Origin of the sequence: Mesorhizobium sp. B2-5-3, assembly GCF_006441005.1 — a bacterium.
In the GTDB taxonomy this organism is placed as follows: Bacteria; Pseudomonadota; Alphaproteobacteria; order Rhizobiales; family Rhizobiaceae; genus Mesorhizobium.
Genome location: NZ_VFUS01000001.1, coordinates 57935 through 78011 on the forward strand (window position 1 = coordinate 57935; position 20077 = coordinate 78011).

At 63.3% G+C, this 20077-nt stretch carries 17 protein-coding genes and 1 tRNA gene; 3 read left to right on the forward strand and 15 right to left on the reverse strand.

The features are described from left to right. Window positions 1-111: 111 nt before the first annotated feature. The 3 genes from FJ867_RS00290 to xylF form a co-directional block, all read right to left on the reverse strand. Window positions 112-912 carry an ATP-binding cassette domain-containing protein gene (locus tag FJ867_RS00290; protein ID WP_140500582.1) on the reverse strand — a complete coding sequence of 267 codons (801 nt, stop codon included), beginning with the start codon at window positions 910-912 and terminating at the stop codon, window positions 112-114. A 15-nt stretch (window positions 913-927) separates the two neighbouring features. Next, the gene (locus FJ867_RS00295; RefSeq protein WP_140561572.1) at window positions 928-2280 is read right to left on the reverse strand and encodes a sugar ABC transporter permease; all 1353 of its coding nucleotides are present in this window, start codon (window positions 2278-2280) and stop codon (window positions 928-930) included. Between the two features lie 142 nt (window positions 2281-2422). Then, entirely contained in the window at window positions 2423-3463 is a 1041-nt protein-coding gene (gene xylF / locus FJ867_RS00300) for a D-xylose ABC transporter substrate-binding protein (RefSeq protein ID WP_140500579.1), read from the reverse strand. A gap of 259 nt (window positions 3464-3722) precedes the next feature. On the opposite strand from xylF, the gene FJ867_RS00305 reads away from it, so the two are divergent. After that, window positions 3723-4964 carry an ROK family protein gene (locus FJ867_RS00305; protein WP_140500577.1) on the forward strand — a complete coding sequence of 414 codons (1242 nt, stop codon included), beginning with the start codon at window positions 3723-3725 and terminating at the stop codon, window positions 4962-4964. 7 nt (window positions 4965-4971) lie between these two features. On the opposite strand, the gene phoB is transcribed toward FJ867_RS00305, so the two are convergent. The 8 genes from phoB to FJ867_RS00350 form a co-directional block, all read right to left on the reverse strand. Continuing rightward, window positions 4972-5661 (reverse strand): phosphate regulon transcriptional regulator PhoB, encoded by a 690-nt coding sequence (gene phoB / locus FJ867_RS00310; RefSeq protein ID WP_140816231.1) that lies wholly within the window; start codon window positions 5659-5661, stop codon window positions 4972-4974. A gap of 19 nt (window positions 5662-5680) precedes the next feature. Next, a complete protein-coding gene (gene phoU / locus FJ867_RS00315; protein WP_140500575.1) occupies window positions 5681-6388 on the reverse strand; it encodes a phosphate signaling complex protein PhoU in 708 nt (235 codons plus the stop codon). Window positions 6389-6413: 25 nt separating this feature from the next. Next, window positions 6414-7217: a phosphate ABC transporter ATP-binding protein PstB gene (gene pstB / locus FJ867_RS00320; protein ID WP_140500574.1), complete on the reverse strand. Its 804-nt coding sequence runs from the start codon at window positions 7215-7217 to the stop codon at window positions 6414-6416. Beyond that, window positions 7214-8065, reverse strand: a complete 852-nt coding sequence (gene pstA, locus FJ867_RS00325; RefSeq protein WP_140500572.1) for a phosphate ABC transporter permease PstA — start codon at window positions 8063-8065, stop codon at window positions 7214-7216. The genes pstB and pstA overlap by 4 nt, the downstream gene beginning before the upstream one ends. A gap of 3 nt (window positions 8066-8068) precedes the next feature. Next, entirely contained in the window at window positions 8069-9058 is a 990-nt protein-coding gene (pstC, locus tag FJ867_RS00330; protein ID WP_140500571.1) for a phosphate ABC transporter permease subunit PstC, read from the reverse strand. A gap of 65 nt (window positions 9059-9123) precedes the next feature. Then, window positions 9124-10182: a phosphate ABC transporter substrate-binding protein PstS gene (pstS, locus tag FJ867_RS00335; RefSeq protein ID WP_140500569.1), complete on the reverse strand. Its 1059-nt coding sequence runs from the start codon at window positions 10180-10182 to the stop codon at window positions 9124-9126. Between the two features lie 517 nt (window positions 10183-10699). Continuing rightward, on the reverse strand, window positions 10700-14836 hold the full coding sequence (locus FJ867_RS00340; RefSeq protein WP_181168299.1) for a PAS domain-containing protein: 4137 nt from the start codon (window positions 14834-14836) through the stop codon (window positions 10700-10702). A 608-nt stretch (window positions 14837-15444) separates the two neighbouring features. After that, complete coding sequence (locus FJ867_RS00350) at window positions 15445-16368, reverse strand: DUF2865 domain-containing protein (protein WP_140816235.1); 924 nt, start codon at window positions 16366-16368, stop codon at window positions 15445-15447. Window positions 16369-16672: 304 nt separating this feature from the next. Between FJ867_RS00350 and FJ867_RS00355 the strand changes: the two genes are divergently transcribed. Continuing rightward, the gene (locus FJ867_RS00355; protein WP_140517882.1) at window positions 16673-16876 is read left to right on the forward strand and encodes a hypothetical protein; all 204 of its coding nucleotides are present in this window, start codon (window positions 16673-16675) and stop codon (window positions 16874-16876) included. 181 nt (window positions 16877-17057) lie between these two features. Here FJ867_RS00355 and FJ867_RS00360 read toward each other — a convergent pair whose 3' ends face one another. From FJ867_RS00360 to FJ867_RS00375, 4 genes are all read right to left on the reverse strand, one after another. Further along, a complete protein-coding gene (locus FJ867_RS00360; RefSeq protein ID WP_224681152.1) occupies window positions 17058-17417 on the reverse strand; it encodes a hypothetical protein in 360 nt (119 codons plus the stop codon). A gap of 421 nt (window positions 17418-17838) precedes the next feature. Continuing rightward, window positions 17839-17913: transfer RNA gene (locus FJ867_RS00365), tRNA-Glu, on the reverse strand. Window positions 17914-18002: 89 nt separating this feature from the next. Next, a complete protein-coding gene (locus tag FJ867_RS00370) occupies window positions 18003-18410 on the reverse strand; it encodes a VOC family protein (RefSeq protein ID WP_140816239.1) in 408 nt (135 codons plus the stop codon). A gap of 13 nt (window positions 18411-18423) precedes the next feature. Next, window positions 18424-18822 carry a fimbrial protein gene (locus FJ867_RS00375; RefSeq protein ID WP_140500558.1) on the reverse strand — a complete coding sequence of 133 codons (399 nt, stop codon included), beginning with the start codon at window positions 18820-18822 and terminating at the stop codon, window positions 18424-18426. Window positions 18823-18847: 25 nt separating this feature from the next. On the opposite strand from FJ867_RS00375, the gene FJ867_RS00380 reads away from it, so the two are divergent. After that, window positions 18848-19903 carry an RluA family pseudouridine synthase gene (locus FJ867_RS00380; RefSeq protein ID WP_140816241.1) on the forward strand — a complete coding sequence of 352 codons (1056 nt, stop codon included), beginning with the start codon at window positions 18848-18850 and terminating at the stop codon, window positions 19901-19903. The last annotated feature ends 174 nt before the right edge of the window (window positions 19904-20077 follow it).

Sequence of the window (20077 nt, forward strand, 5' to 3'; positions counted from 1 at the left end):
GAGCCCTTTATGGGCAAGTCGCCCGGTCAACACAATGGCAAGGCCAAGCCATCCCGCCGGCTGGCATATCACCTGATCGGCAGATCGGTAACGGGCTCAGGCCAGCAGGCTTCAGGCAGCGATCTTCAACGCGCCTGGTCCGGGAATGGCGCCAGGCGGACATTTGCCCAGGATGATCATGCCCAGCACCTCGTCCTGGGTCACATCGGTGGTGCGGGCAGTGCCGACGACCTGGCCGTTTTTCATGACGCACACCCGGTCGGCCAGTTCGAATACGTCGTGAATGTCATGGCTGATCAGGAAGATGCCGATGCCGTCGGACTTGAGCTGCCTGACCAGTTCCCCGACCTGGGCCGTTTCCTGCGGTCCAAGTGCTGCCGTCGGCTCGTCCATGATCAGGATGCGGGCGTTGAACAGGATCGCGCGTGCGATCGCCACCGACTGCCGCTGTCCGCCCGACAGCTTGATCACCGGCTCCTTGAAGCGCTGGAAGCGGGGATTGAGCCTGCCCATCACCTTGCGCGCCTCGGCCTCCATGGCGACATCATCGAGCGTGCCCCAGGCGGTCCTCAGCTCGCGGCCGAGGAACAGGTTGGCGGCGGCGTCGACATTGTCGGCGAGCGCCAGGGTCTGGTAGATCGTCTCGATGCCGTATTTCTTGGCATCGCGCGGGTTGGAGATCGAAGCCTCTTCGCCGTTGACGAAGATTTGGCCCGCGTCACGCTTGTAGGCGCCCGACAGGATCTTGATCAGTGTCGACTTGCCGGCGCCGTTATGGCCGAGCAGGGCCACGACCTCGCCGGGGAAAAGATCGATCGAGGCATCGTCGACGGCGCGAATGCCGCCGAACGCGATTGAGATGTTGCGCATGTCGACCAGCGGGTTGCCGGCGGGAGCGATCCTGTCAGCCATGATTGTCCTCCTCCCTCAAACGCGTTTGCGATAGACGGTGTCGAGCCACACCGCGATGACCAGCACGGCGCCGACGACGATGCTCTGCAGAGGCGAGTCGACGCCGAGCAGCACCATGCCGGATTGCAGCGACTGCATCAAAAGCGCGCCCAGCATGGCGCCGATGATCGTTCCCGAACCGCCGGCGAGCGACGTGCCGCCGATGACGGCCGCCGCGATCACCAGCAATTCATCGAGCGTTCCGAGCACGTTGGTGGCCGAGTTCTGCCGGGCCGACGAGATCGCGGCGGCGATCGTGGCCAGCACGCCCATGATCATGAACACTTTCATCGTGATCCAGCGCGTATTGATGCCGGCGAGGTTGGCTGCTTCCGGATTGCCGCCAATGGCAAAGACATAGCGACCAAAACGGGTGCGTTTGGTGATGAAGGTCATGACCAGCCCGACGGCGATGGCCATCAGCACCGGTATGGCGATGCCGTGGGCGATGAACAGGCCGCCCTCGGGCACGGTTATGTTGTTGGCGGCTGCATATCTGTTCACGATGCCGACTGGCCACGGATAGGAATTGGCCAGCCAAACCGCGCCCATGATGACGGCGCAGGTCACCACGCCGATCAGCGTCTCGGCCCAGATCGGACGCAGCGGGAAACGGAAGCGCTTGCGCTGTACCCGCCCGTTGAACAGCGCAAGCACCACCGCAAGGCAGGCGGCGATACCGACCACCCAGCTCCAGGTCGCGCCGATCGATCCGGCCGGGCCGCCGCCCATCAGCTGGAACGTCGCGTTGAGCGGCGCCACCGTCTGGCCGCTGGTAACCCACCATGCCGCACCGCGCCAGACCAGAAGCCCGCCCAGCGTCACGATGAAGGCCGGCACTTCGAGATAGGCGATGACAAAGCCCTGGAAGGCGCCGATCAACAGACCGAGCACCAGGCCGATGACCAGCGCCAGCACCCAGATCCATGGGTTGCCAAGCTCAAGCCCGACGAAGCGCACTAGGAAATGCACCTGGGCGAAGCCCATGACCATGCCGATCAACCCTTCGGCGGAACCGACGGACAGATCGATATTGCGCATGACGATGACCAGCACCATGCCGCAGGCCATGATGGCGACGGCCGAGGTCTGCACCGACAGGTTCCACAGATTGCGCGGCGTGAGGAAGGTACGGCTGTCGAAATCGAGCGGATTGACGCCGAGACGCAGGCTGGACAGGACATGCAACCCGATCCAGATCAGCAGCAGCGCGCCGATCATGCCGAGCATGCGCGTGTCGATCTCGGTCGCCTTAAGGAACCGGGCGACGGCGCCGAGTTCCGACGCACGCGCGGTGTCGGCCTGCGGGTTGGACGTCGTATCGGTCATGATTTTCTCCCACCGGCCTGCCCGTCCGATGCGGGATGCCGGAAGCCAGCCTAGAAGTTACCCGCCCGGGGCGGAAAAACAAATCTTCTTGAAAAAACGCCGCGGCTTGGCAGCCGCGGCGTTCATCGCATGAAATGGAAGATCAGTTGCAGGCCGCTACGCTGCCCGCCGCGACGCCGGCACAGACCTCGTCTTTCTTGATCCAGCCGGCGTCGATGACGACGTTGAGATTGTCCTTGGTGATCGCAACCGGGGTCAGGAACAGCGATTTGACGGTGTTCCCACCGGGCGTTGTGAAGTCCTTGACGCCGGCGATATCGGTCATCTTCTTGCCGTCGGCCAGCTGCGAGGCGATCTCGGCGGCATTCTTGCCGAGTTCACGCGCGTCCTTCCACACCGACACGGTCTGCGTGCCGAGCGCGATGCGGTTCAGCGCCGCGTGGTCGCCGTCCTGGCCCGAGACCGGAACGGTACCGGCCAGGCCTTGAGCCGTCAGCGCCGCGACGACGCCGCCGGCAGTGCCGTCATTGGCCGCGACGACCGCGTCGACCTTGTTGTCGTTGGCGGTCAGGAACTGCTCCATGTTCTTCTGCGCATTGGCCGGCAGCCAGCCATCCGTATAGGCTTCGCCGACATTCTTGATCTTGCCGCTGTCGATGGCGTCCTTGAGCACTTCCATGGAGCCCGAGAACAGGAAATCGGCATTCGGATCGGCACCCGAGCCCTTGATGAAGACGTAGTTGCCTTCCGGCTTCACCTTGAACACTTCGCGGGCCTGCATGCGGCCGACTTCCTTGTTGTCGAAGGTCAGATAGAAGACGTCCTTGTTCTCGATCAGGCGGTCATAGCCGACGACCGGAATGCCTTCGTCGAGCGCCTTCTGCACCGCCGGGCCGATGGCGGAGGCGTCCTGCGCCAGGATGATCAGCGAATTGGCGCCCTGGGAGATCAGGCTCTCGACGTCGGTGAGCTGCTTGCCGGGATTGGACTGGGCGTCGGCGGAAATATACTTGTCGCCGGCGGCTTCGATCGCCTTCTTCATGGCGGCCTCGTCGGTCTTCCAGCGCTCTTCCTGGAAGTTCGACCAGGAAACGCCGATGACCTTGTCCTTCGCCTGCGCGACCGACGCGAGCGTCAGCGACATGGCGACACCCGCCAGGATGGCGGCTGTGAATCTCTTCATCTTAATCCTCCCTGCGCCGCGTATGGCGCGACCAAACAGGCCCGTAGGCCGGCACAAAGGCTCTATTTTTTCGAGCCTCGAAAAAACACTGGTCCATCGTCGGAACGCTGTCAACGTCGATTCTGATGTATTTTGATGTCCTCGTGAATTTTTTTCGAGCTCCGGAATAAATAATGACAGCCAAGGCCGGTTCTGCCAGTATTTGACGGTCGTCGGGATCCTGGGGAGAGAACGCGGCGACGGGGAGGATGCGAGAAACATGTCGGTCGGAATCCGCCACGACGATTTGCGCCGACGCAACCGGGCGATGGTGATCGCGGCCGTGCGCCGTGCCGGGCAGCCCTCGCGCACCGAGATTGCCGCGACCACCGGGCTCAGCCATTCCACCATATCGGCGATCTCCTCCGACCTGATTGGCGAAGGCATCCTGGCGCAGAGCAAGCCGAGCGAGGCCGGTGCGCTGAAACGCGGCCGGCCGCAGGTCGGCCTCAGCCTCAACCCTGAAGCCGCGGCGGTGATGACCGTGGTGCTGTCGCTGAATTTTCTCTCCGTCGCCGTCATCGACTATGCCGGCCAGGTGATATCTGAAGAGCAGCGCCGGCTGGACACGCTCACCCTGTCGCGCGAGGCGCTGATCGGCGAATGCGTGGCCATCGTCAGGCGGCGGTTCGAGGATCCCGACCTCGACGTCGGCAGCATCGCCCGTATCGCGCTGGCGATCCAGGGCATCACCGACACGGATGCGCGCACCATGCTGTGGTCGCCGATCACGCCGCAGACCGACATCGCCTTCGCCGACATACTGGAGGCCGAGTTCGGCATTCCCGCCACCATGGAGAACGATTGCAACATGATGGCGGTGGCGCTGCGCTGGCGCGATCCCCAGCGCTACCGCGACGACTTCATCGCCATCCTTTTGTCGCACGGCATCGGCATGGGCTTGGTGCTGAAGGGTGAACTGTTCACCGGCACCCATTCATCCGGAGGCGAGTTCGGCCACATGATCCATCGCCCCGGCGGGGCGCTCTGCCGCTGCGGGCGGCGCGGCTGCGTCGAGGCCTATGCCGGCAACTATGCCATCTGGCGCAACGCGAGGCAGCTTGGCGAGGACACCGAGCCCGTCGACGTCAGCGACGCCGACATGCGCACCCTGGCGGCCTCGGCGCGCGAAAAGGACGGGCCGGAGCGCGAAGCCTACCGCAAGGCCGGCGAGGCGCTGGGTTACGGCCTTGGCAGCCTGTTCGCGCTGATCGATCCGGCGCCGGTCGCCATGGTCGGCGTCAGCGCCGCCGCCTTCGACCTGATCGAGCCGGCTCTGCGCGAGGCCATTGCCCAGACCGCCGGCGGCCAGCACTCGAAATCGATTTCCTTCGACACCGAGCCGAACGAACTGCCGCTGATCCGCGAGGGCTGCGCCATGCGCGCGCTGACCTTCGTCGACCAGGAGATTTTCGCGCCGGGGGCACAGGCGAAATCAGGCGTGGGCGAGAACGTTGCGTGACATATCCCTAGTCTTCGCGAATCGCATACCCCGCGCCCCGAATGGTGCGGATCACGTCAGGCATGCGGCCGTTGTTGACCGCCTTGCGCAGCCGGCCGACATGCACGTCCACGGTGCGCTCGTCGATATAGATCGTTTCGCCCCAGACATTGTCGAGCAGTTGGCTGCGCGAGAACACGCGGCCGGGATGTCGCATCATGAATTCGAGCAGGCGGAACTCGGTCGGCCCGAGCCGGATCTCGCTTTTCTTGCGGTAGACCCGGTGCGATCCACGGTCGAGCACGATGTCGCCGACCTTGAGCACGCTGGACAGAACTTCGGGCTTGGCGCGGCGCAGCAGCGCCTTGACGCGTGCCATGAATTCCGGCGTTGAGAACGGCTTGACCAGATAGTCGTCGGCGCCGGTGGAGAGACCGCGCACCCGGTCGCTTTCCTCGCCGCGCGCCGTCAGCATGATGATCGGCAGCCGCTCGGTCTCGGGCCGCATGCGGAGACGGCGGCAGAGCTCGATGCCGGACACCGCCGGCACCATCCAGTCGAGCACAAGAAGGTCAGGGACATTCTCCTGCAAGCGGATCTCGGCTTCGTCGCCGCGCGTCACCACCTCTACCTGATAACCCTCCGATTCCAGATTGTAACGGAGCAGCACACCCAGCGGCTCCTCGTCCTCCACCACCATGATGCGTGGCGCGATCATCGACTGGTCACCCCTGCCGTCAAGCCGCTGGCGCCGACATCGCCGTCTCGTCCTGCTTCGGGCGATTGGCGGGCAATTGCGTGCCGGTCAGCACATAATAGGCATTTTCGGCAATGTTGGTCACGTGATCGCCGATGCGCTCGAGATTCTTGGCGCAGAACAAAAGATGCGTGCAGGCGGTGATGTTGCGCGGATCCTCCATCATGTAGGTCAGCAGCTCGCGGAAGACCGACGTGTATTTGACGTCGATGCGTTCATCGTCGGCGCGCAGCTTGGCAAGTGCCGCGGCATCGCGCGCCGCATACTCCTCGATCACGCCTTGGACCTGGATCAGCACAAGCTGCGCCATGGCGTCGATGGAGTGCGACAGGTCGCGCGGCGTGGCGGCAAGGCCGACGGTGCCGACGCGCTTGGCGATGTTCTTGGCGAGATCGCCGATGCGTTCGAGATCGCCCGCCATGCGGATCGAGCCGACGACATGGCGCAGATCGTCCGCCATGGGCTGCCGCTTGGCGATCAGGGTGATGGCGCGGTCGTCGAGTTCGCGCTGGCGCGCATCCATGATCGCGTCGTCGGAGACGACGCGCTGGGCGAGCGCGTTGTCGGAATTCAGGAGCGCCTTGGTCGCGCCGCCGACCATCGATGAGGCGAGATCGCCCATGTCGCGGATCAGCCTGCTGATCTGTCCGAGATCTTCGTCAAAGGCTGCGACTGTGTGTTCGGCCATGATCTTGGTCCTCGTATGCCTGGGATCAGCCGAAGCGGCCGGTGATATAGTCCTGCGTGCGCTTCTCGCGGGGCGACGTGAAGATCTTCTCGGTGCGGTCGAACTCGACCAGCTCGCCCAGATACATGAAGGCGGTCTGCTTCGACACGCGCGCCGCCTGCTGCATGTTGTGGGTGACGATGACGATCGTATAATCGGCCTGCAACTCGTCGATCAGCTCCTCGATCTTGGCGGTCGACAGCGGATCGAGCGCCGAGGCAGGCTCGTCGAGCAGGATGACCTCCGGCTTCACCGCCACCGTGCGGGCGATGCAGAGGCGCTGCTGCTGGCCGCCCGAAAGGCTGAGGCCGCTGGCGTTGAGCTTGTCCTTGACCTCGCTCCACAGTGCCGCGCGCTTCAGCGCCTGCTCGACACGGCCGTCCATCTCCGCCTTGCTGAGCTTCTCATAGAGCCTGACGCCGAAGGCGATGTTCTCGTAGATCGACATCGGGAACGGCGTCGGCTTCTGGAACACCATGCCGATCTTGGTCCTGAGCAGGTTGAGATCCTGCGAACGGTCGAGGATATTCTGGCCGTCGAGCAGCACCTGGCCCTCGGCGCTCTGCCTCGGGTAAAGCTCGTAGATGCGGTTGAAGACGCGCAGCAGCGTCGACTTCCCGCAGCCCGAAGGCCCGATGAAGGCGGTGACGCTGCGCTCGGGCAGCGACAGGCTGATATCCTTCAGCGCCTTCGACTGGCCATAGTAGAAATTGAGGCCCTTGACCTCGATCTTGGCTTTCTCGACCGCGACTTCGGGCGTATTCAACTCGGTGGACAACATCGGTTTCATCTGTCCTCTCTGCGTCCGGTAAGGCTGCGGGCGAAGATGCTCAGCCCGAGAACCGTAAGGGTGATTATGAGTGCGCCGGTCCACGCCAGCTGCTGCCATTCCTCGTAGGGGCTGAGAGCGAACTGGAAGATGGTGACGGGCAGGCTGGCCATCGGCGCATTGAGATTACTCGACCAGAACTGGTTGTTGAGCGCCGTGAAGAGCAGCGGCGCCGTCTCGCCGGAAATGCGGGCGATGGCCAGCAATATGCCTGTGACGATGCCCGACAGCGCCGCACGGTAGGCGACCGAGCGGATGACCACCCAGCGCGGCGCGCCGATCGCGGCGCCGGCCTCGCGCAAGGCGTTCGGCACCAGGTTGAGCATGTCCTCGGTGGTGCGAACGACGACCGGGATGACCAGGATGGCCAGTGCGACGGCACCGGCGATCGCCGAGAAATGTCCCATCGGCCGCACCAGCAGCTCGTAGACGAACAGGCCGACGATGATCGAGGGTGCCGACAGCAGGATGTCGTTGATGAAGCGCACGACGGTGGTGAGGCGCGAGAAGCGGCCATATTCGGCCATGTAGGTCCCAGCGAGGACACCGATCGGCGTGCCGACGATGACGGCGATGACTGTCATCATGATACTGCCGTAGATGGCATTGAGCAGGCCGCCGGCATCGCCGGGCGGCGGTGTCATTTCGGTGAACACAGAGAGCGAAACACCCGACAGGCCCTTATAGAGCAGTGCGCCGAGGATGAGCGCCAGCCAGGCCAGGCCGATGCCCGCCGCCGTGACGCATAGCGTCATCATCACGGCATTCCTGCGCTTGCGTCGATTGTGAAGCGATGTGGCCGTCGACATCGGTCAGGCTCCCGTGCGGCTGTCCATGCGCAGCAGCATGTAGCGCGCAAGGGCAAGGATCAGGAAAGTGATGACGAACAGGATCAGGCCGAGCGCCACCAGCGAAGACGTATAGAGATCGCCGTCGGCTTCGGTGAACTCGTTGGCGATGGTCGCCGAGATCGTCGTGCCGGGCGCGAACAGCGAGCCGCTGATGCGGTGGGCGTTGCCGATGACGAAGGTTACCGCCATGGTTTCGCCGAGCGCGCGGCCGAGGCCGAGCATGACGCCGCCCATGATGCCGACGCGGGTATAGGGGATGACGACGCGGCGCGTGACCTCCCAGGTCGTGCAGCCGATGCCGTAGGCCGATTCCTTCAGCACCGCCGGCACCGTGTCGAAGACATCCTTGGTGATCGAGGTGATGAAGGGCAGGACCATGATGGCAAGGATCATCGCCGAGGTCAGAAGGCCGATGCCGTAGGGCGGGCCGGCAAACAGGCTGGAGAGTCCCGGCACGTCGTGGAAAAGCTTGATGATGAAGGGCTGCACCGTCGTCTGCAGGAACGGCGCGAACACGAACAGGCCCCAGATGCCGTAGATGATGGAGGGTATGCCGGCAAGCAGCTCGACGGCGATGCCGATGGGGCGTCGGAGTGGCCGCGGGCAGAGTTCGGTAAGGAAGATGGCGATGCCGATGCCGATGGGAACGGCGATCAGGATAGCGATGGCGGCGGTGACGATGGTTCCGTAGATCGGGGCCAGCGCTCCGAAATTCTCGGTGACCGGGTTCCACGATTCGGTCGTCAGGAAGGAGAACCCGAATTTCGACAGCGCTTCCCACGAGCCGGCAAACAGCGAAATCGCCACGCCGCCGAGGATGAGCAGGACGAGGATGGCGGAAAAGCGTGTCGCCGTTCGGAAAATCGTATCGGTGAGCGCGAAGCGTCGGACCGTCGCTTCCCTGGCCCGCATGGCGGCCGACGATGGCATGGCTTCGGAGACGGCGGTCATCTGGCCCTCGCGTTTCAAGGAAGACAGGGAGGGCGCCGTGAAGCGCCCTCCTCGTTCAGCAGGGATTACATGGCGGAATAGAGCGGCTTGCCGTCTTCGCCGACGATGTCCTTGGCCCACATGTCCTCGACGCTCTTGACGACCGCGTCGGGGATCGGAACGTAGTCCAGCGCCCCGGCCATGTCGTCGCCCTTCGCGTAGGACCAGGCGAAGAACTTGAGCGCTTCACCGGTCGCCGCCACGTCGCCGGGCTTCTTGTAGACCAGGATCCAGGTCGCCGACGTCATCGGCCAGGATTCGGCGCCCGGCTGGTTGGCCAGGATGACGCCGTAACCAGGCTGCGAGCTCCAGTCGGCATTGGCCGCCGCCGCCGAGAACGCCGCCGCCGTCGGCTCGACCTTCTTGCCGTCCTTGTTGATCATGTCGGCATAGGTCAACTTGTTCTGCTTGGCGTAGGCGTATTCGACATAGCCGATCGAGCCACCGGTCTGCGAGACGTTGTTGGCGACGCCTTCATTGCCCTTGGCGCCGATGCCAACCGGCCATTCGAGCGCGGTGTTGACGCCGACCTTCGACTTCCAGTCGGCGCTGACGTCGGCCAGGTAGTAGCTGAAGTTGAACGTGGTGCCCGAACCGTCGGAGCGATGCACGACGGCGATCGCCTGGTCGGGAAGCTTGACGTCGGGATTGAGCTTGGCGATCGCCGCGTCATTCCAGTTGGTGATCTTGCCGACGAAGATATCGGCCAGCGTCGGGCCGTCGAGCACCAGTTCGCCCGGCTTGATGCCTTCGAGATTGACGACCGGAACGATGCCGCCCATCACCATCGGGAACTGTGCAAGTCCGGTGGATTCGAGATCCTCGCCCTTCAGCGGCGCATCGGAAGCGCCGAAGGTGACGGTCTTGGCTTTGATCTGCTTGATGCCGCCGCCCGAGCCGATCGACTGGTAGTTGAGACCGATGCCGGTCTCCTTCTTGTAGGCATCGGCCCACTTCGCATAGATCGGGTAAGGGAAGGTGGCGCCGGCACCGGAGATGTCAGCTGCCATTGCCGCGGAAAGGGTGAGGGTGGACGCCGCAGCCATTGCGATCGCAACGGCCGCCGAGCGGATCAAATGTCTCATATGGCCTGCTCCTGTTCGGAAGATGGTCTCTCGGCGCCATTCCTTGCCAGCGCCCGCTGAGGCCAATAGCGTTCGATTATAACAGTCGCATGACAGTTTCGTGTCAGCCCGGTAACGCGTCGCCGGCGCCTGGAAAGGCGATGGCGATTAGCGGCTGCGGCATGGCGCCGGTTTGCCTTCGGGAATCAGGGACTTGCGCTATCCGGCCACCCAAACAGCCATCGGATTCGGCATGGATCGCTGATCGAAGAAAAGCCGGACGGGAGCGCGTCGCTCGAGGCCAGAGGATGTCTTGGCCGGGCCATCGCCAAAAACAGGTCCGTTGGGGTAGATTGACGCTGCTTCATACTGGCGGTCGCTGCTCCCGCCCGTAACTAGAAGAGAGCGGAAATTCGATGCCGTCATTGTCCCGGCTGGACGCCGGCTTTGATATGGTGCGATCGCACCATAGTCTTGCTCGAAGGGCTGCAGCCGGCCCCGGGTGATTCTCGCCGCAATCCGGCCGAAGGCGCAAAGTCTATCCCGCGTTGCGCCGGGCCTGGCGACTAGCGCCGACCCAGCGCTCGACCTTTTCGAGCAGGGCCCTGGGGCTGATCGGCTTGGGCAGATAATCATCCATGCCGGCGTCCAGGCAGCGTTCGCGATCGCCCTTGAGCGCATGCGCGGTGACCCCGACGATCGGCACATGCGTGCCGGTTTCCTCTTCCAGCCGGCGGATGGCGGCGGTTGCCTCGAGCCCGTTCATCTCCGGCATCGAGACGTCCATCAGGATCATGCAGGGATTGAGCCTGCCGAATGCGTCCAGCGCCTTGCGGCCATTGCCGACGATCTCGAAACCGTAGCCGGTCTCGCCGAGGATCTGGGTGAAGACCATCTGGTTGACCTCATTGTCCTCGGCCACGAGGATGTCCAGCCGCTGCTCGCCGCCAGTCGCGGCAAGCCGGGGCCTGACCGGCGGCGGCTGCAGCAACGCGCGTTGCCCCGACGCAGCCGCTGGCGATGGTTGCGGACCGTTCCCCCCGTCTCCCTCGACAGCAAGCGGCCGGGCGACATGCGTGGCGTGGCGATGCCGCTGGATGGTGGCGACCAGCGTTTCCAGGAGCACCGAGGAGCGTGCGGGCTTGATTAGCTGGGCATCAATGCCGAGATCGCGGTAACTGGTGTTGGCCAGCGACTGGTCGACGGAGGTCAGCATGATGATCGGCGTGTCGGCAAGCCCGGCGGTGTTGCGCACGACACCTGCCATCTCGGCGCCGCTCATCTCGGGCATCTGATAATCGAGCACGACGCAATCGACCGGCACGCCGTAGGCGGCGGCCGCGATCAGCACTTTCAGTCCCTCGGCGCCGCTCTCGGCCGCGCAGGAATCGAAGGTCCATGACGTCATCTGCTCGGTCAGGATGGCGCGGTTGACGGCATTGTCGTCGACGATCAGCACCCGCGCGCCGGTCACGTCCACCGGCATGATGCGCTGCGCGTTCTGTTGTCCGGCCCTGGGCAGCGTGACCGTGAACCAGAAGGTCGACCCCTTGCCTTCGGCGCTTTCCACGCCGATGTCGCCGCCCATCAATTCGACCAGCCGCGAGGTGATCGCGAGCCCGAGCCCAGTGCCCTCATGCCGCCTCGTCGAGGAGGTGTCGACCTGGCTGAATTTCTCGAACACCTGTTTCAGCTTTTCCTCAGGGATGCCGATCCCGGTGTCGGTGACCGAGATCGTCAGCCTGGTTCCGTCCGGCACACTTTCGCCGGTGACGTCGACGAGCACATGGCCTTCTTCGGTGAACTTCACCGCATTGCCGAGCAGGTTGGTGACGATCTGCCGGATGCGGCCGACATCGCCGATGAACAGGCTTTCGAGCCCAGGCTCGATGCGCACGATGAGCTCGAGGTCCTTTTCCTTGGCCCGCGTCGACACCAGCGTCGCCACGTCCTCGATCGCCTCGGCGAGATTGAAGGGGGCGGGATCGAGCACCAGCTGGCCGGCATCGATCTTGGAGAAATCCAGGATATCGTTGATGATGGTGAGCAGCGCGTTGCCCGATTTGACGATGATGTCGGTGAAGGTCTTCTGCTTCGGATCGAGATCGGATTTGGCCAGGAGTTCGGCCATGCCCAGCACGCCGTTCATCGGGGTGCGAATCTCATGGCTCATATTGGCGAGGAATTCCGACTTGGCGCGGTCGGCAAGTATGGCGCGCTGGCGCGCCTCGCGCAGTTCCGCCTCGCGCAGCTTCAATTCGGTGATGTCGGTGGTCGACCCGATCAGGTAGAGCGACCCGTCGGACGCGATCATCGCGCCCTTGCGGGCGAACTGGTGGCGCACGCTGCCGTCCGGGAGCATCACCGTCTCCTCGACCTCCTGGGTTTCGCCGCTGCGCAGCACCGCGAGGTCGCCATTGACGAAGGCTTCGCCGTCGGGCCCGAAAATTTCGATATCGGTCTTGCCGATCGCGTCCTGCTTGCTGAAGCCGGTGAGATCGCACCACCCCTTGTTGACGTAGAATTGCCTGAGATCGGAGCGTTTGGCATAGATCGACACCGGCACGTTGTCGATCAGGCTGCGGAATACCTCGTTCTCGCGCATGCTTTCTTCCAGCGCCCGCTCGCGCGCCTTGACCTCGGTGATGTCGGTGCTGGAGCCGACCAGATGCACCGATCCGTCCAGCGCCACCAGCCGGCTCTTGCGCGTCATCAACTGCCGCACCGTGCCGTCGCGATGGGTGACGGGCTCCTCGACCTCCCTGACGCTGCCCGTGAGGGCGACCTCGGTGTCGTGCAGGCTGTAGCTCTCTCCATCCCCGTCGCCGAACAGCTGCCGATCGGTGCGGCCGATAACGTCTTCCTTGGCGAGCCCGGTGATCGCGCACCAGGCCTTGTTGACGAACTCGATGCTGAGGTCCTGCGCCTTGATGAAGGCGGCCACGGGCAGTTCGTCCAGCACGTGCCGGAACAGGTCGATCTGCCGCATCGAATCGTGCAGCGCCTTTTCGCGGCTCTTGATCTCGGAGATATCGACACGCACGCCGATGAACGTGCCGTCGTCGGTGCGCATGTCGTAGACCTGGTACCAGCGACCGTCGGGATTGAGACGTTCGAAGGATGAGTATGGCAGGTGGTAGCGGGCGAGGATGCTGTCCAGCCAGGGATCGAGATCGCCATCATAGAGCGCATCGACCTGCGGATCGCCGCTCGAGCGGAAATAGCCGGCCGAATGACCGAGTGCCAGCGCGTCGCGGAAGGTGCGGCCGGGCTGCCACGCCGGCTTCAGCGCCGGCAGCGTGTCCTGCATCTTGCGGTTGGCGAAAACGAAATTGTCGTCGCGGTCGTAGATGATCACGGCGGCCGGCAGCGATTCCAGCACGCTGGCCAGGTGTTTGCGGGCGTCCTGCGCCTCGGTCTCACGGCCCTTCATGTCCGAGACGTCGAAGAGGAAGCCGGCCACGTAGTTGCGGCCGCTTGCCATTCTAACGCGGTTCTTCCTGACGACGCGCGAGCGGTTGACGCCGTCGACCTGGAAACTTTCCTCCACCTCGTAAGGCCGCCCGGTCGCCAGCACCGCGCGCTCGCTTTTCTCGAACAGCGCGACCTCGGCGGGCGCGAGAAAATTGCCGCCGGGCTTGCCAAGCATGGTTTGCGGCGTCTGGCCGAACAGGCCCGCAAACGCTTCGTTGACGAAGACGAAGCGCAGATCGTCGTCCTTGACGAAGATCGGATCCTTGACGCCGTTGATCACCGCTTCCGCCAGTCGCGCCTTTTCCAGCGCGTCGGCCAGCTCGGCCTCGCGATCCTTCATGTCGGTGACATCGACATAGGAGATGAGCCGCTTGCCGCCGGCCAGCGGGGCCAGCGACGCAACCAGGGTACGCCCGTCATTGCGCGGCAATTGTCTCGAGCCGGCGACGCCGGCCCTGATCTCGGACTCGCGCTCGGCGGTATGGCGCCGCCAGGCAACATCGTCTGCGCCGTAGGAATCGACGGCGCGGCTGGCCTCCATCAACTCGCGGAAGCCCGAGCCGATCCCGGCGCGCTGGGGATCGATTTTCCACAAATTGTAGAAGGCCTGGTTGATCACTTCGGCGCGCAGGTCGGCGTCGAGGACCATGATCCCGATCGGCATCGAATCGACCATCGTGCGAAGGTCGGGAAGGCCTCCCGAAGACGCCTCTCCTTGCTGCTTCTGCTCCAGTTCTTCGAAGGCGACGGCCAATCCCGTGACATTGCGTCCAATGCCACGATAGCCGGCGAATTTCCCCTCATCATCGAAGCGTGGAAAGCCTGAGGTCAGCACCCAGCGGCAATCGGCGCGACCTCCCTTCAGTTCGTAGACAAAGTCACGGAACGGCCGATGTGCCTGCAGATCCTCCAGATGCATTGCCGCGCTGCGGTTGCCGTTCAGGACCTGCTTCAGGAAATCGAACCGGAAGCGGCCAAGCACAGCGGCCGGGTCGATGCCCGTGACCGCCTGATAGTTGTGCGAAAGCCAGGAAAAGCGCAGCTCGGCGTCGGTCTCCCAGATCCAGTCCGAGCCCGTTTCGACCAGCTGGCGTAGCATGGCCAAATCCATGCCTGCGGTGAACGAAGCCGCGTCGTTCACCGCCATTTCGCCCGACCCGCGCTCGTCGCGCACGCCGGCTGTCTCGTTCGCTTCAGCCATGCCGTCCCCACCCCGAATCCAAGGCCGAACCCTCCCTCCGCGGTTCGTCGGCGGAATGTGCCCGAGAAGCATTAACGATCCGCTAACCTTAACAAGCCGTTGCGCACCGGACGGGCCCTGGCCTGCGCCATTGCGCCCGGTTGTCGGCCGGATCGAAGCCGCGCTATAAGCCAATATTGGGGTGTTGCTGATGTTTGGACGGATTGTGCCTTGCTTGCTGAGCGCGGCGCTGCTTTTCGGCAGCGGCTGTTCGCGCAGCTATGACGGCACCGTCGTCATTCCGCGCCCGCTCGATGCCCGGCGTTTCTGGGACCGGCCGCCGCCCAATGTGGAATACGGGCCGTCCGGAATGGAAAACGGCGCTTTTCCGGCGCCGCCACAACCGCCAACCCGGTTTTCCGAGCGCAGGCCCGCGCCGCGCGCCGCACCGAGACGTCATCTTTCAAGAGTTTCGAGGCCACCTCCGCCGTCCTCCGATGAGGAAAAGCCCCTGGCATGCAGGAATGTCAGCGAACCCGGAAAGAGGGTTCGCATGGTCTGCGACTGATGGGTGCCACCCAAAACTGACCTTGGCTGAGAAACCGGCGCCTACAACCGGGGGCGGATGATCATTCGGCTGGGAAGAAGGCCGGGCCGACTATTCTCACCGGCCGCTTGCCGGCCTCTATCGACTGATGCTGGGCCGCCCCGGAGGCTTCGGCGTCCGCCGCGGGAATTGCCGCGACGCTGCCGAGGTCCGGCTTGGCCGACGGCAAGGGGATGATGGCATTGGTCATGTTTGTGGGCGTTACCGTTCGGGCCCTCAATTCGGCGACCCTGCTGTAGTAGCGTTTTAGGTCACATGCCTTGAAATTGACGTCGTCGCGGTAGCGGAATGCGGTCGGCAGATCGGTGTAGGGCTTGCGCGTGTCGAGAGCGACCATCTTTTCGGTTTCGAGGCTGACGTCGCTGAGCGTATAGAGGTCGACGCCCGGCTCGTCGCAGATGTAGCGGCATTGATCGGCCATATCCTTCACATCGTCGCTGCCGGCGAACTGCGACTTGGGTGCTGGGAAGAAATATCCATCCGAAAGGCGCACGCAGAACAGCATCGCGTTGCCGGCGCCCGTTGCCCTCGCCGCTGGCGCCGCCGCAGACACCGATTGGGTCTTCGCCGCCGCGCGCTTTGCCGCTGGCGCGCAGCCAAGCGCGACAAAGCGTGCCCGCAGCCCCGACATGTCCCGGCCTGAATTAGAGGCCGCCGCGATCTGGCGCTGCACCTCGCTCCTGTTCCTGGCAAGATCGGCGCATGCGTTGAAGAAACCACCGAGGGAATTTTTCGCCGTACACTTGCGCTGCCTCTCGATGCCTTGGATCGCGGCAAGCTGGCGGTGCAACTGGGCAAGCTCGGGGCTCGTGCCGCCGCCACGGCCGGCCGAAGACAACTGATTTTTTATTGCACTGCAACTGTCGGCATAAGAACTGGACATGCCGAGCGCGAGCACGGTCAAGGTGACGAGCGCGATCATCATGGGGGACCAGAAACGGATCATCGGAAGGACGCGGTCATTGTTGCTGAGAACCTGGAATGACAACTCTTTCGATTTCGGTAAGCTTCCACTAAATGAGTTTCATCTAATCTTTCTAGTCTCCATGCATTGAGAGACTTGCCTCTAGTTTAATAGAAGAATCCCTGTGAATTCAATATTGCATTTTTATTTCAAGATTGAGACGAACTGCAAAACAATGCGGCCGGACCGACGGCTGGCAGGCCTGCCGGATCACTCCGGCGTTATCGGCATCCGGTCCTGAAACCTTTGCCCGGCCTTTCGCGTTGAAGCGCGAAGGAGAACGCAGATGTCGATCCAGATCACGGTATCGGAACTGACAAGAAATCTTTTTCATTCCCTGGGACTTGACCCGAGGCCCCTGAGCGCCGAGCAAAACCTGTTGCTGGAATGCTATCTGGCCGGGCAAATCCCGGAATCGGCCTGGAACGACTACGTCTTCGAGACACCCGACCTGGCGCGGCACGCTGAGGCGCGGCGTACCAGTCACTGACCGGTGAAGGCGGTGCTGGGCGAGATTGGTTTGGTGGTAGTCGCTACCTGAGCGGCTGGCTCGCAGACGTTTTCCGTCAGGAATTGCGTAAAAAATTGAAGCGGGATCGGCGATCCGAACGCCGAACGGCTCTAGCGCATTAAGCCGCGGCGCGCCCTGCGCGGAGAGTTGCGGAAAACAGCTATTGGCCGATCTTGGGAGATACGAATTGCAAGGTGAACACGTTGCCGGCAATCCCTTGCGCCAGTTGCGGCGAAAGGCTGAGCGGCGTGCAATTCTTCACCGCGGTCATTGCGGCGTCGATGAACGACTTTCGCGCCTTGTCGTCGCCGGCCACCTTGGCGGCGGTCGGCCGTGGCGGACCAAGCAGCGTGCCGTCGCGCTTGAAGCTGAAGCTCAGCGTGACGATGGAATTTCCGGCATCCACCGGCGGCGTCCAGCATGCCTGGATCGCCGTGCCGACTTCCTCCATCGTGTTGAGCTGGGCGGCAGCCGACGGGCAGGTGGCGCCAATCGCCAATGCGCCGCTAATCAGGAGCATTCCAGAGGTTCTTTTCATTGCAATTCCTCCACCGTCGACCCTTCCGGCCGCCCGCGTGCGATCGTCAGGATTGATGGTAGGGCTGGAGATGGCAAGGGCAATATGCTTTGGCGAAAGCTCTTGCCGAAAGCATTGGAGGCAGCCCCGCCCGCAGCGGCCGGCCAAAAAACAAAAGGCCGGCAGTGGGCCGACCTTTGTTTTCACCGCAGCGCCAGTACATCCGTGGTCGCGGGTGAATTGTCTCCAATAGACAGATTATAGGTAAACGAAACGTTAATCGAAGCCGCCATGCCATAGCTCCGAGCCCGGCTTTTGCCAGCGCTCCATGCGGTCATATGCGCGCATATGACGAAGCTTCCGCGGAGGCCTTGAACATTGTTTGATGCTGGAGGGATCATCAACGGCTGAGCCGTCGCCTTCTTGGTACGCCCAAGGGGAATCGAACCCCTGTTCCCGCCGTGAGAGGGCGGTGTCCTGACCGCTAGACGATGGGCGCGTTCAAGAACCGGCGATATAGGCTGGCGGCGGAGAAAAAGCAACTGGGGTCCGCCGGCTTTCCCGGGATCAAGAAAAAGCTGGCTGCTGCTAGCGTTTTGGCTCGATCAGGTCCCATAGATTGCCGTGGAGATCGGCGAAAACCGCCACCGTGCCGTAGGGCTCCAAGCGCGGTGGCTCGCGAAATTCGACGCCCTTCGCCACCATCGCCGCATGATCGCGGGCAAAGTTGTCGGTTTCCAGGAAGAGAAAAACCCGCCCGCCGGTCTGGTTGCCGATGCTCTTCCTTTGTGCCTCGTCGGAGGCCTGGGCCAGAAGCAGCCGCGCGCCGCGCCCGCTGGCCGGCGCGACCGTCACCCAGCGCTTGCCGCCGCCAAGGTCCACATTCTCCAGGAGCACAAAGCCCATTCGCTCGACATACCAGTCGATTGCTTCGTCATAGCTGTCGACGACCAGCGCAACGGTGGCGATATGACGGTTTTCGGCAAAGCCGGTCATTGCGCGCCGGGCTTCATTTGTTGCGGATTGCGAAGCGGCCGATTATGCGCCGCTCGCCCATATCGTAGACGAAGATCGTGCGGCTGCCATCGACAAGTTCGGCGTCGATCGAGACGCGATTGCCGGATAGCGACTGGCTGACCACCCTGGCGCCGACCGGCAGCACGATGTCTCCGCTGAGCGGTTCGCCGGCGGGCACCTGGATGTCGCCGGCCAGCGGCGGGCTCACCGGCGCTGCCTTGCGTGATTTGTAGACAATCGCCGCGATCACCACCATAAGGGCCAGCAAGAGCAGGCCGAGATTGATGGCCATGAAGCGGATGAGCCTGCCGCGCACCTTTTCGATCTCGGGGTTGAGCGGCTTTTCCCCGCCTTCAACAACGGCGTCTTCGTCGGCGGCGGGGCGGGCCATGGCAAACATTCCGGAACGATTCTCGATGAGCGCTCATAACGAAGAGGCCCCCGGATTGATAGAGGACCAATTCATGCAGGCAGAACCGATCGTGCTCGTGGCCGGCGCCGACGATGCCGGCCAACGCCTCGATCAGTGGCTGGCAGGCAGGCTCGGCCCGGACATGTCGCGCAGCCGCGTGCAGATGCTGATCAGGCAGGGCGCGGTCTTGGTCGACGGCAAGGCCGTTGTCGAGACCAAGCGCAAGATGTCGCCGGGCGAAACTGTCTCGGTCGCCATGCCGGAGCCGGAACCGGCGGAGCCACAGGGGGAAAACATCGCCCTCGATATCCTCTATGAAGATGACGAACTGATCGTCATCAACAAACCCGCCGGGCTTGTCGTCCATCCCGGCGCCGGCAATTGGACCGGCACGCTGGTCAATGCGCTGATCCATCATTGCGGCGACAGCCTGTCCGGCATCGGCGGCGTGCGCCGGCCGGGCATCGTTCATCGCCTCGACAAGCAAACCAGCGGCGTCATGGTCGTGGCCAAGACCGACCGCGCCCACAAGGCGCTTTCGGAGGCCTTTGCCGATCACGGCCTGACAGGCGATCTCGAGCGCGCCTACCTGGCGCTGGTCTGGGGCATACCGCAGCGGCCGGCCGGAACGGTGGATGCCTCACTCGGCCGCGCCGCCGACCGTGTGCGTCGCGCCGTAGTACCCGAAGCACGCGACGATGCCCGCCGCGCCGTCACCCATTTTGCGGTGCAGGAGCGCTTCGGCGAAAACCAAAAGGAATTCGCGACCGCAAGTCTGGTCGAATGTCGCCTGGAGACCGGCCGCACCCATCAGATCCGCGTCCACATGGCCCATATCGGTCATCCGGTGCTCGGTGATCCCGATTACGGCCAAGCCTTTCGCACCAAGGCCAACCGGTTGCCCGAACCGCTGAGAAGCCAGGTCAAGGCCTTCTCCCGGCAAGCTTTGCACGCCTGGCTCCTTGAATTTCGCCATCCGACTACCCATCTATCGATGAGGTTCGAGGCACCGATACCGAGGGACATGGAGGAACTCGTCGGCGGCTTTCGCAGTCTCTGAATCCGCCGCCCGGCAAGCTTCAAATCAACCATCAAAAAACCTGACTGGCGTTGTTCACTTCAGCGTGACACACTGTTTCGTGTTGAACAAATGCCTGTCTTTTCTGGTTTTGTTCCTGTATATATCTGATGTCGCGAGCGAGCCTTTGGTGCTCGCGTCACATGCCCGCCGCGT